Genomic DNA, 11,324 nt, shown 5'->3' on the forward strand with positions numbered 1-11,324 from the left:
CCTATTAGGCATCGCTTTTCTCCTGTCACGGCAAGTCGGATCAATGTCACCTTTCCGTGCGGCGGCCCTATGGTGGTCGGTTATCGACCGGCTCGACGTAGGCTCCGGGGGTGTAACGTCGACTGGTCCGCTGATGCCAGGTGTTACAGCCTTGAATGTTGATGCTCAATGCTGTGACATAGCGTTCGGTGGTGTCCTGCCACGGACCGAAGTCGGGCAGGTTCTGTTGCAGGACAACGAATTCCCGTAGTACGGAGTTGTGTAACTCCATCGCGGCATACCAGGCGTCTTCGTAGCAGATCGAGTGTTCGCGGGCGAGTACGGCGACAATGTTGATGACGTCTCCGTGGCGGGTGAGTTCGCGGGGAAACGAGTAGAAGTCGTTGTGCAGACCGACCAATTCGCTCACGAGTTCGTGCAGGCGCCGGATGTGCGGGTGGGTAAGGACGGACTCGGGCAGGTTGCGGTAGTCGTGTTGGAGGGCGGTGTATTCGCAGTAAGGGATGACGCCGGCGGTGCGGATGCGCAAAGTGGTGTAGACAGGCAGCGGCGGCGGGGTGTCGGTTTCTTTCCATTTCTTCTCGTCCGCGTACGCGGTGACGAGGTGATCGATGGCGGTGACAAAACGGTCGTAGATACTTTCGGGCACTTCGGCTGCGCGGGCGTCGTCGTAGACGAAACGGAACTGGCGATAGAAACCGTGCTCGTCCGGCCCGGGGGTGACGCGGCCACGGAGGCAGTCGCGGATCCGGTCGCCGACAGCGAGCGTCTCGTTGCGGCCGGTGTGGTCGAGGTAGTCGTCGAGGATGGCACCGAAGCAGGTATAGCGGCTGGGCGGCAGCTGTTCGGCGTAGGTGAGATACGGCATCGAGCACGCGGACAGGTCGGTGAAACGATGACGTTTGTGCCGCGTCCTGTCGGCGGGACCGTTGAACAAGCAGTCCTCGTCGATCCACCGATCCGCTTCCACACGCAGCTGTTCGAGGTAGTCCGGGATGATGTCAGGGAAGGGATATTTCGGCCGAGGAAAGTCGTCGAAGATGTCGTACAATTGCGACTCGGACATCCCCCGCTGAGCGTGAGGAGTTCGGCCCGACTGCTGGTGCAGTCGTAAAGGTAGATGTTGACGAGTGCCTGGAGGAATCGAAAGTGATCGCTGCGCGATGGGCTGATCGGTCATACGGCCCCTCTCATCGGCCACATCTTTTTGCAGGATTGCCACACGTGAACCGAAATACGCGACCTCACATGTTCGTCGAGTCCATTATCGCCCGGCAGCTACACGATCCGAGACCGGCTTGCGCATACGGATAATTCCCCTCGCGCATATCGGGCGATCAATGCGCCGCGATCCGAATTTCCGGTGATGCCAGCCGGTCAATACTGAACCAATCTTGGGTGACCTGTGGACCGGGCAGGACGACGGGCGGACTCAGAGCGCGTTGTGAACCGCGGTCCGGAGTTCGGCTGCTTTATCCGTTCCCCCGAGGAGGTGGAGTTGTCGTATGAGACGATACAGCTCGCGTTCGATTCGGGCCGAGCGGATTTCGGCGGTGATGGCCAAGGCGTGGTCGGCGACCTCGAGGGCGGGGTCGAGTTCGTCGGTCCGCGCCAGCGCGACGGCCAGCAGGGCCAGGCTGCGGCCGAGGTCGCGGCGATCTTCCGGGGCCCAGTCGGGCAGCCGGGGCTCGAGGATATCGATGGCCTCCGCCGGCGGTCCAGCTGGATGAGACAGTCTGCCGCTTCTATGGTGATGTATTCGGTTGTGCAGTGACAGGCGAGGTTCCCGCTGCCGTTATCCGGATGTCTTGCATGATGGATCGCGTGGTCGAGTGCCCGGATGCAGTCGTCGGTGTTGCCGAGCCGGGCATGTCCGCGGGCGAGTTGACACAACGCCATCGCGCGCTGCGGGTGTGCCAGTTCCGCCGCCGCACCCAGCGCCGAGCGAGCAAGGTCTACCGCAGCGTGGCCGTTGTCGGCGTCGGCGGCGAGACTGCTTTGTCGCGCACGGACATACGACAGCAGGTGATGGTCGCGAGTCTTCTGAGCGAGACGCGCGGCGCGCGCTGTCCATCGGGCGGCGTCGGGGAGGTTTCCGGCATCCTGATGCAGCCAGCCGAGGTCTCGTCGAAACGGGCCTTTACACCTCTCAGTTCCGCACGGGTACCGGCCTGTCCGGTGCGTTGAAGGTGGTCATGAACTTCGTCTGCTGGGTGACGATCGGCAGTAACGCACGCGAGCCAGCAAGCCGGTCTGCGAGCACATATTCGTCGAGAGTCGCCAATAGCGAATCGGACAGCCGGGCTCCGCGACCGAAGTGACGGCGGGTATTTCGGTGCCGTTGCGAAGTTGCAGCGGCTCGGCGACCGGCAGACGCGGTACCGGTTCGTCGAGTTCGAACCACAACAGTTCAGCCGGCACGCCGAGTGTGCGGGCGTAGTGTGTGAGTTTGTCCAGATCGCGAATGCGGTGGCGGCCGTTCTCGATGCGGCTGAGTTGGCTTTGCGTGATGCCGAACTCGTGCGCGAGCACAGTTTGCGGGACGGGGCGGGATCCGTGTGAGGCGTGGCGTCGCCACGCCCGCATGACACCGCCGATGTCTTTGTCACGCAACGCATGACGAATCTCGCCGCTCCGCCATGCCTCTGCTGGCAGTCGTGGGATTCCCGGCCCGGAGCGTCCACAGGCAGCACGGGGTGAAGTATCGTTGTGCGCGCCAACCGGTCTTCACATCTATCGCTTTACATAACAGATAGGAGTATGCGCAGGACGCATATCCGGCAATACCCTCGAAATTAGAAGGATACCGACCGGCTGCTTACCTACGCCGCGACACCATTTACCCCACCTCGACGTAAGCGGAATCGCGGTCCGCCACGTCTCGTGTAGGACTAGAGGGCCCTGTGCAATGTGATGCGAAGTTCGGCTGCGTGGTCATGCGCTCCGCATGGCGTGGAGTTGCCGGATCAGTCGGTAGAGCTGGGTTTCGGTTCGCGTGGAATGGGTTTCGGCGACGATGACCAGGGCGTGCGCTGCGGCCTCGACCGCCCGGTCGGGTTCGCCGGTGGCTGCCAGTGCGATGGCCAGGATTGCCAGGCTCCGGCCGAGGTCGCGCCGGTCTTCCGGTCGCCGGTGCGGCAATCGGGGTTCCAGAGCGTCTATTGCCTTTTCGGGATATCCGATATCGACCAGGCAGCCCGCCGCTTCCATGGCGACATGGTCGGGTGTGCAGTGTTGGGCGGGCTCGGCGGCTTCACCGGGTCGCGTGGCGTGCCGAGCCGCCCGGTCGAGGGCGCTGCGGCAGTCCTCGACGTTACCGAGACGGGCATAGCCGCAGGCGAATTGACACTGCGCCATCCCACGGTGCCAGTGCGACAGATCCACCGGAGCTTGCAGTGCTGCCCGGGCCAGGTCGAGCGGCGAGCATCGCCTGCGGAACGGGTCGGCTTCCATGGTCTTCATGGTGTCGCCACGCACGCAGCACGACGCCGATGTCCTTGCTCGGCAGCGCTTTACGCATCTCGTCGGTCCGCCAGGCCGCCACTGACAGCTGAGGACCCCGATGCGGCCGGCCGTACACGGCGTAATGCGCGGTGGTACCGTCCTGGACAAGTAGGGGCTCGGGCGAGCGGTGGAACGACACCCGTTGCCGGACAGGCCTTCTACGCCGCCGTCACGGTCCGGCATTGCGTCGTTCGCGACGTACCCGATACCCCGGCCTCCTGCGGCACGCTACGGAGCAGCTGACCCCGACCACGAACCGTCGCCACTAGATAAGTCGACGGTTCACGCTGGCCCGCATCGTCGGATGGCTCAGGTCATTGAGAGACACGACCGAGTCGTGCAGAGGGCCGAAAGGTTATGCAGGCGGCGCATGACGATCATGCGTGTAGCCGGGTTCTCCTCGGGCTGCCGACCGCCGATCCTGAGAGTCGATATCTCCATCCATCTCGTCCCGGACCGATGTGGTTGGTGGTTACCGAGGTGAGAGTCAAGGACGGTGCGACGAAATATCGCAGATAGCAGCACTTTTCGACACCGATGTGGCCGAAGCGCGATGTGGCCGAAACGGTCCTCGCCCGTGCCCGGCGGTGTGAACCCCTGTCCGAGCAGCCCACTCCGAGTCGGAACACCTTCTTCTGCAACCGGTTACGCATGAACAGAGAGGGATCTCATGCCTATGGCACGCATGCCGTACCCAGACAACCTATCCGACAATCCCGAAACCGCGGCGGCACTTGCCGACTTCCCCGCGGTCATCAACATCGTGCGGCTCACGGCCCATGCAGCATCGCTCACTCCTACCTTGCTGGAACTCGCGGCACGCATGATGACGACGCTCGACCTGTCCGCGAGACATCGAGAACTTCTGGTCATGCTCGTTTCCCACGAAACGCACTGCGACTACGAGTGGATCCAGCACCTTCCTCAAGCCACCGCGGCCGGAGTCGGGGACGCCGATCTGGACCGGCTGAGCGGCAAGGATCCCTCGCCCTGGCCGGATACCGCCGACGCTGCCCTCATCCGCGCCGGAACCGCCTGCCTGCGCTCCACCGGCTGCGATGCCGACACCATGGCCGATCTGGTTGCCCATTTCGGGGTCCGCCGTGCGATCGAGGCCCTCTACGTCGTCGGGATCGTGCGCATGTTCACTACCGTCATCAATTCCACCGACCCCGAAATCGACGCCGCCGGTGAGCAACTCACGTCCGCCTGGCGAGCCCGATCCCGGCAGGCGGCACGATGACGCCGCGCCCGGCGCTACGGATCGCGGTGCTCGGTGGCAGCGTGGCCGGTTGCGCGATGGCCCTGGCGGCTCACCGCGCCGGTGCTTCGGTCGTCGTCGCCGAACGCAGCACGCACCGGCTACAGGAACGCGGATACGGGATCGCCATGCCACCCACCACGATCAGAGCGCTCGCCGAGTCCGGATTCCTGGACCCGGCAATGCCGAACCATCCCGTGACGCAGCGAATCTGGATCGTTCGCAACCCTCGATCCACCGGTGCGGAACAGGTGCTGTGGCACCAGCCGAGCCCGGTCGCGTTGTGCAATTGGGCAATCCTGTGGCAGACACTGCGCGCAGCCATCACCGAGGTCGACTACCGCGCCGGAACCTGGGTCACGGACATCGAGACAACCGACGACGGCTGTGCGGCAATCGTTTACGGCAACAAGGTCACCGAGCAGTTCGACCTCGTGATCGGAGCCGACGGCTACCGTTCCACCGTACGGCCTGCCGTGGTCCCCGGCACCGCACCGCAACCCGTCGACTACGTGTTGTGGCGCGGGACATACCCGGAATCTGCTGTACCGCACCCGGTTCCCGAACTCGATAATGCCTATGTCACCGTCGTGTTTCCACACGGCCAGGCCGTGTTCTACCTGATTCCCGACGGCAGGGGCGGCCGAAACTTGAATTGGGCCCTGTACGCGTACCCGCCGACACCTGTCAGCGCTGCCCGCTTCGAACCGGACGGCACAGACCCCGAACTCACCAGCTTCGTCGAACGCCTTGCCGCCGAAACACTCCCGCCACGATGGGCCGAACTGATCGCAGCGACTCGCACCGTTGCGATACATCCGATTTTCGACCTCACCACCACGCAATACACTCGTGGACCGTTCGTCCTCGCCGGCGACGCCGGCGCCCTGGCCCGACCACACACCGCCAGCGGAGCGGTCAAAGCACTCGACGACGCACGATGCTTCCATGAAGCATTACGTGTCACCAGCTCGCCGACGGCCGCCCTGGCCTTCTACGACCGGCAACGCTGCCCGGCCGGAAACCGGCTGACCCTCCTCGGCCGCCGCATCGGCCGCGATCAGATCGAAACACCACCGCACTGGAGTGACATGAACGCGGCGACGATGCACGCCTTCACCCAGCACACCCTCGACGGCACCACCCACTATCTCTACACCGACACCTCAGTAAGCGAGGTTTGACCACATGCCGAGCCTGAGCCCGCCCACCGTCGCGCTCCCACCCCACCGCGTCTCGACCGACGAACTGATCACCCACTTCCGCCACAGATATACCGATCACCCGCGCCTGGATCGAGCATTAGCTCTCATGAGGCGAACCGGGGTGGACAACCACTGGGTCAGCCGCCCACTGATCGAACTCTCCGACACCAACGGCCGTCACGACGACCGGGTCCGCCGCCATCACGAGGACGCGCTCGCCCTCAGCGAGACCGCAGCCCGGGGCGCTCTCCACGCCGCGGGTGTCTCGAGCCGCGACGTCGGATGGTTGATCTACGCCGGCGCCGGCGGGCACACCATCCCAGGCATCGACGTCGCGCTCATCGACCGTCTCGGCCTCCCGGAACACACACGCCGCTTGCCGGTCACTCAAATGGGCTGTGCCGGTGGTGCATTCGCCATCGCCCGAGCCAGCCAGCTCGCGGCATCGGCACCCGGCGAACACGTCCTCATCGTCTGCGCCGACGTCTTCTACCCCTACATCCACCCCGACGACACCGGCACCGACACCATGATCTTCCGCGGACTGATCTCCGACGCCGCGGCCGCCTGCGTCGTCCGCACCGACACCTCCGACGCACCCCGGCTATCGATCACCGAGACCTGGGAGCACACCGCGCCCGGTACCAGCGACATCGTCGGCACCGCGACCCGCACCGACGGCTGGCACCTGTTCAACTCCCCAGCTCTCTACGACACCCTCACCGACGCACTGCCAGCGCTCGTCGAATGGTTCGGCGCCACACCAGAATTCGTCATCAGCCATCCCGGCGGACCACGCATCCTCGACACCCTCGGGAAAGCCCTCGACCCCCGTCTACTCCAGCTCTCCCAGCACAGCCTCCGCGATCTCGGCAACGCCGGCGCAGCCTCCGTCCTCGACGTCGCCGCCCGCTTCTTCACAGACCCACCCACGAACTCCGGGGACGGCCTCATCTTCGGCGTCGGCCCCGGCCTCACCCTCATCGCCTGCCGCTGCCACTGGCACACCAACTGACCCCACACCGCGCGCGAGCATGCATGACCCCGTGGACGAACGGGCAGCCACAACGGGTCTCGATGAACCGGACCACGTCGGCGTACGTACGTCCGAGCGATGGCAGATCCTGTCGCGGTCATAACCGCCGATTGCCGTGGGTTGCAGGACAAGATCGTCACCATCCGACTGAGCAACGCCCACATTCCGGACTGGCTCGATAATCTGCGCCGCGACCACAATGAGACATTGATGCCCATCCGGACGCGAAGCGCCGCAGCGATTCTCAACGCGAATACGAACTGGCGGGCCGGAGAAGTCCGTCGACTTGGTCGTTGGGATGCACGCGGAAATGACCACCGCCGGAAGACAAGCCGGACCCCGGAGAGACCGGCGGCTGGCCGGGGTTACGAGTCGCTCGGGTTGGAGGAACTGTCGACCTTCGCCCGCAGCTCGGCGAGTTCCTCAGGAGTGAAGTTGAGGACGAGCATCGTCTGCCACGGGTGCGACCGGTTGTCGATCCACGCCCCGGCCTTGGTCTGGCGCAGCATGACCTCCCGGAACCGGACTTGATCGGCCGCCGACATGCTCGGCGCGGCGGCTTCGTAGTCGCGCATCTTCTCAGCGCGGATGGTGTTGGCCCACCCGATCTGCGGAGGCGTGCCGGTCAACTTGAACCGTCACGGGTTGGGGGCCGCTTCTTCCTAGTGGAAGATGGTTCCCATCATGACGAAGCGTTACCCGCCCGAGGTTCGCGAGAAGGCCGTCCGTCTGGTCCTCGAGCGCCTCGATGAGTTCGAATCCCCGTATGCCGCCGCCCGCGCGATCGGCCCGCTGGTGGACGTGCATTACGAGACGTTGCGAGTGTGGGTGAAGAAGGCGCTCGCGCAGGGTGCGCCGCCGGCCGGCAAGGCCGGTGCAGGGTTGTCGGCGGCCGAGCGGGAGGAGTTGGCGCGGCTGCGTAAAGAGGTCCGAGATCTCAAGCAGGCCAACGAGATCCTGAAGGCGGCCTCGGCTTTTTCGCGCGGGAACTCGACCCGCGACACCGCTGATCGTCGGGTTCATCGACGAATACCGCCAGGTCTTCGGCGTCGAGTCGATCTGCCGTGCGCTGACCGCGCAGGGTATCCAGATCGCGCCCAGGGCCTATCGCAAGGCGCGACATCGACCACCGTCGGCGCGCGATATCGCAGATGCTCACGTGGAGAACGCATTACGTGATCTGGCGGGTCAGCCGGAGCAGATGTATGGCCGCCGGAAAATGACCCGCTTCCTGCGCCGCCGCGGCCATGATGTCGCGTTCTGTACCGTGGACCGGATCATGCGCGAGCTCGGCATGAACGGGATCGTGCGGGGCCGCAAGCTGCGCACCACGGTCCCCGCCAAAGACGGGATCCGCGCTGGTGACAAGCTCAATCGCGACTTCACCGCCGCCGCACCGAATCTGGTGTGGGTCGCCGATTTCACCTACGTGTCGACCTGGACCGGATGGGCGTATGTGGCGTTCGTGTTCGACGCCTACTCCCGGGCGATCGTCGGCTGGACCACGGCCGCCACGAAAACGACCTCGCTGGTGTCCAAGGCGCTCAACATGGCCGTGTGGCAGCGTGATCATTACGGGCACCCGATCGAGCCCGGACTGATCCACTACAGCGACGCCGGGTCACAACTCAGGTTCAAGCGGTCGTCGCAACATCTCGTGGATGAGGAGTTGCGATGGGTGTGCCGAGGCAGCGGGCCTCTGATCGGGCGACGCGACCGAAGATGCGGTCGCCGGGACGACCGTCGAGTTTGAGTCGCGAGCAGCGGCAACAGTTTTGGCGGAACATCGCCGTAGGGATGCCCAGTGAGGATGCAGCGGTGCAGGCGGGTTTCTCATCGGCGGTGGGATCGCGATTGTTCCGCGAAGCTGGCGGAATGCCGTCGATCAACATGGACCCACTCTCGGGCCGCTACCTGTCGTTGCAGGAGCGTGAGGAGATTGCGCTGCTGCGCGCCCAGGGTCTCGGCGTGCGCGAGATCGCACGGCGGATCGGTCGTTCGCCGTCGACGGTCTCGCGAGAGCTGCGGCGCAACGCCGCGACCCGCAGTGGGTACCTGCATTACCGAGCGTCGACCGCCCAATGGCACGCGCAGCGGCGCGCGTGCCGGCCCCGGACCGGCCAAGCTGGCCGCGAACGATCGGCTGCGCGAATACGTCCAGGAACGGCTGTCGGGGATCGTCACCGGCCCGGATGGGACCACCGTGCCGGGCCCGGCCGTGGCGTGGATCGGCCGCCGCCACGGTCCTCGCAAAGATCGCCGGTGGGCAAGTTCCTGGAGCCCGGAGCAGATCTCCAACAGGCTGAAAACCGACTTCCCGGAGGATGATTCGATGCGGATCTCGCACGAGGCGATCTACCAGTCTCTCTATGTCGCCGATCGCGGCGGGCTGGCTCGCGACGCGACCGCATGTCTGCGGACCGGGCGGGCGCGGCGGGTCCCGCGCGCCCGCACCCGCGGGCGCGGCAAGAAATTCGTCAACCCCGACATCCTGATCGACAGGCGTCCCGCCGAGGCCAACAGCCGCCGCGTCGCCGGGCACTGGGAAGGAGACCTGATTCTCGGTGCCGACAGCTCCGCGATCGGCACCATCGTCGACCGCGCCACCCGGTTCACCCTGCTGCTGCATCTGCCTCGCATGAACGGCCACGGCACCCAGCCACGCACGAAGAACGGCCCGCCCCTGGCCGGACACGGCGCCGACGCGGTCCGCCAAGCCCTTGCCGAAACCTTCGCGGAGCTGCATCCGACGCTGCGCCGATCTCTGACCTGGGACCAGGGCTCGGAGATGTCCCAGCACGCCCGGCTGCGCGCCGACACCGGAGTGCCGATCTTCTTCGCCAAACCGCACAGCCCCTGGCAACGAGGCACCAATGAGAACACGAACGGCCTTCTCCGCCAATACTTCCCGAAGGGAACAGACCTCAGCCGACACTCCATCGACGATCTCGCCGCGGTCGCACACTCCCTCAACACGCGACCCCGCAAGACGCTCGGCTGGCGGACTCCTGCTGAAGCTATTGCCGCCCAGCTAAACTCGCATCAAAAGCATTGTGTTGCGACGATCAGTTGAATCCGGCCAATACACATCGGTCAAGTTTACTGAATCCCTTGCTCTGCAAGGACTCTCAGCGTCTATTGGATCGGTTGGTGATGCCTACGACAACGCCCTGGCCGAATCGATCATCGGCTTGTTCAAGACCGAGGTCGTCAACCGGCACGGCCCCTTCAAGACAATCACCGAGGTCGAGTTCGCCCTCATGGAATGGGCCGACTGGTACAACAACGCTCGCCTGCATTCGCGGCTGGGCTACCTGAGTCCGGCCGAATACGAAGCCGCGTACTACTCTCAACAATCGCCACGCCGACCGGCGCTGGTCTGAATCCGAAGCCGGTCCCTTACTCGTGACGGTTCATGTTCGCCGCTGTGACGTTGATCCCGCCGTTCGTCCAGACCCCACAGCGGGCCGGTTACGGGTTCGGCGCTACCGCCGGCGAGACCGGGCAGTTCATGGTGCCGGTGGCGGCGTGCATGCTGATATCTGCACCTCTGACAGGGTCGATATCCGCGCGAACCTCCAGCCGCACAACGTTTTTCATCGGAGCCATCCTGACTGGTCCGGCGCTCGCCGGGCTCGGTGTGTCTTCCACCGGCAACCCTGGTACATCTACACAGCCGTCGCGGTTCTGGGCGGCGCGTACGGGTTCGCGTTCGCCTCGCTCGGCAACCTCGTAGTCGGCGCCGTACGCCCGGACCAGACAGGCGTGGCCACCGGTATCAACACGATCCTGCGCACGCTCGGCGGCGCCCTCGGCGCCCAACTCGCCGTGGTCATCGTCGCCAATTCCGCCAGCCCAACCCATCCGCCGACCGAATCCGGCCACACCGCCGCGTTCATGGTCTCCGCCACGATCGCCGCACTCGCTGTACTCGCGGCAGCCGCCATACCGTCCACAGACCGATGAACGACAGCCCACACCGCTCAAGGGCCCCGTAACCGGTGTCCGCAATATTCGTACCATCCCTGAAACGTCCTGTCGCGAACAGGTATTGATGCCGACGGGAAACAGAGGCAGGACAAGACCATTCGAGTGACCAGCCCGTCACTCGAATCGTGCCCACGACGCGGTGTGGCCGTGGTATCGAGCCTGCGGTACGGCACTTCCCGGAGTACCAACCCGGGCCCCCCCCCCCCCGGGGGGGGGGGGGGGCCCTGCCGCACCCGGGGCCCCCACCTTAGCCCCGCCGGGGCACTGGGGGCGCGGGGCGCCGCGCCACCGTGCCACCGCGAGGGCGAGCGTGGCGAACAGGGCATCC

At 65.2% G+C, this 11,324-nt stretch carries 12 protein-coding genes, 1 pseudogene and 1 other annotated feature; of the genes and pseudogenes, 8 read left to right on the forward strand and 5 right to left on the reverse strand.

The annotated features are described in order from the left end of the window. Positions 1-67 precede the first annotated feature (67 nt). From QH470_RS34445 to QH470_RS34465, 4 genes are all read right to left on the reverse strand, one after another. Positions 68-1,222, reverse strand: coding sequence for a terpene synthase family protein (locus QH470_RS34445; RefSeq protein WP_280276574.1), 1,155 nt, complete (start codon positions 1,220-1,222; stop codon positions 68-70). Positions 1,223-1,377: 155 nt separating this feature from the next. Continuing rightward, a complete protein-coding gene (locus QH470_RS38455) occupies positions 1,378-2,112 on the reverse strand; it encodes a hypothetical protein (RefSeq protein WP_483243958.1) in 735 nt (244 codons plus the stop codon). 81 nt (positions 2,113-2,193) lie between these two features. Further along, positions 2,194-2,532: a helix-turn-helix domain-containing protein gene (locus tag QH470_RS34460; protein ID WP_425302833.1), complete on the reverse strand. Its 339-nt coding sequence runs from the start codon at positions 2,530-2,532 to the stop codon at positions 2,194-2,196. A gap of 402 nt (positions 2,533-2,934) precedes the next feature. After that, positions 2,935-3,462 (reverse strand): NsdA family TPR-like regulatory protein, encoded by a 528-nt coding sequence (locus QH470_RS34465; RefSeq protein WP_280276577.1) that lies wholly within the window; start codon positions 3,460-3,462, stop codon positions 2,935-2,937. Positions 3,463-4,180: 718 nt separating this feature from the next. Here QH470_RS34465 and QH470_RS34470 point away from each other — a divergent pair. The 3 genes from QH470_RS34470 to QH470_RS34480 are packed head-to-tail and all read left to right on the forward strand — an operon-like array spanning position 4,181 to position 6,985. Continuing rightward, the gene (locus QH470_RS34470) at positions 4,181-4,747 is read left to right on the forward strand and encodes a carboxymuconolactone decarboxylase family protein (protein ID WP_280276578.1); all 567 of its coding nucleotides are present in this window, start codon (positions 4,181-4,183) and stop codon (positions 4,745-4,747) included. Further along, the gene (locus QH470_RS34475; RefSeq protein WP_280276579.1) at positions 4,744-5,949 is read left to right on the forward strand and encodes an FAD-dependent monooxygenase; all 1,206 of its coding nucleotides are present in this window, start codon (positions 4,744-4,746) and stop codon (positions 5,947-5,949) included. Before QH470_RS34470 ends, QH470_RS34475 begins: the two co-directional genes overlap by 4 nt. A 4-nt stretch (positions 5,950-5,953) precedes the next feature. After that, positions 5,954-6,985, forward strand: coding sequence for a beta-ketoacyl-[acyl-carrier-protein] synthase family protein (locus tag QH470_RS34480; RefSeq protein ID WP_280276580.1), 1,032 nt, complete (start codon positions 5,954-5,956; stop codon positions 6,983-6,985). A gap of 386 nt (positions 6,986-7,371) precedes the next feature. Here the strand turns inward: QH470_RS34480 and QH470_RS34485 are convergent, their stop codons facing one another. Next, on the reverse strand, positions 7,372-7,635 hold the full coding sequence (locus QH470_RS34485; protein WP_280276581.1) for a hypothetical protein: 264 nt from the start codon (positions 7,633-7,635) through the stop codon (positions 7,372-7,374). A 55-nt stretch (positions 7,636-7,690) separates the two neighbouring features. Between QH470_RS34485 and QH470_RS34490 the strand changes: the two genes are divergently transcribed. From QH470_RS34490 to QH470_RS34510, 5 genes and pseudogenes are all read left to right on the forward strand, one after another. Continuing rightward, positions 7,691-8,185, forward strand: coding sequence for a transposase (locus QH470_RS34490; RefSeq protein ID WP_280276582.1), 495 nt, complete (start codon positions 7,691-7,693; stop codon positions 8,183-8,185). Next, positions 7,977-8,105, forward strand: a sequence feature (AL1L pseudoknot). (Overlaps the previous gene by 129 nt.) Then, positions 8,076-8,759 (forward strand): IS3 family transposase, encoded by a 684-nt coding sequence (locus tag QH470_RS34495; RefSeq protein ID WP_280276586.1) that lies wholly within the window; start codon positions 8,076-8,078, stop codon positions 8,757-8,759. Before QH470_RS34490 ends, QH470_RS34495 begins: the two co-directional genes overlap by 110 nt. Beyond that, positions 8,681-10,079: pseudogene (locus tag QH470_RS34500) on the forward strand (IS30 family transposase). Before QH470_RS34495 ends, QH470_RS34500 begins: the two are co-directional and overlap by 79 nt. Beyond that, a complete protein-coding gene (locus QH470_RS34505) occupies positions 10,060-10,389 on the forward strand; it encodes an integrase core domain-containing protein (RefSeq protein ID WP_280276583.1) in 330 nt (109 codons plus the stop codon). Before QH470_RS34500 ends, QH470_RS34505 begins: the two are co-directional and overlap by 20 nt. Positions 10,390-10,771: 382 nt before the next feature. Then, positions 10,772-10,972, forward strand: coding sequence for a hypothetical protein (locus tag QH470_RS34510; protein WP_280276584.1), 201 nt, complete (start codon positions 10,772-10,774; stop codon positions 10,970-10,972). Positions 10,973-11,324: the final 352 nt, after the last annotated feature.

This window comes from Nocardia wallacei, from assembly GCF_029868745.1.
Lineage (GTDB): Bacteria > Actinomycetota > Actinomycetes > Mycobacteriales > Mycobacteriaceae > Nocardia > Nocardia wallacei_B.

Coding starts and splice junctions, on each gene's coding strand:
- QH470_RS34465 (WP_280276577.1), bottom strand. CDS start 3,462: ATGAAGACCATGGAAGCCGACCCGTTCCGCAGGCGATGCTCGCCGCTC.
- QH470_RS34470 (WP_280276578.1), top strand. CDS start 4,181: ATGGCACGCATGCCGTACCCAGACAACCTATCCGACAATCCCGAAACC.
- QH470_RS34475 (WP_280276579.1), top strand. CDS start 4,744: ATGACGCCGCGCCCGGCGCTACGGATCGCGGTGCTCGGTGGCAGCGTG.
- QH470_RS34480 (WP_280276580.1), top strand. CDS start 5,954: ATGCCGAGCCTGAGCCCGCCCACCGTCGCGCTCCCACCCCACCGCGTC.
- QH470_RS34490 (WP_280276582.1), top strand. CDS start 7,691: ATGACGAAGCGTTACCCGCCCGAGGTTCGCGAGAAGGCCGTCCGTCTG.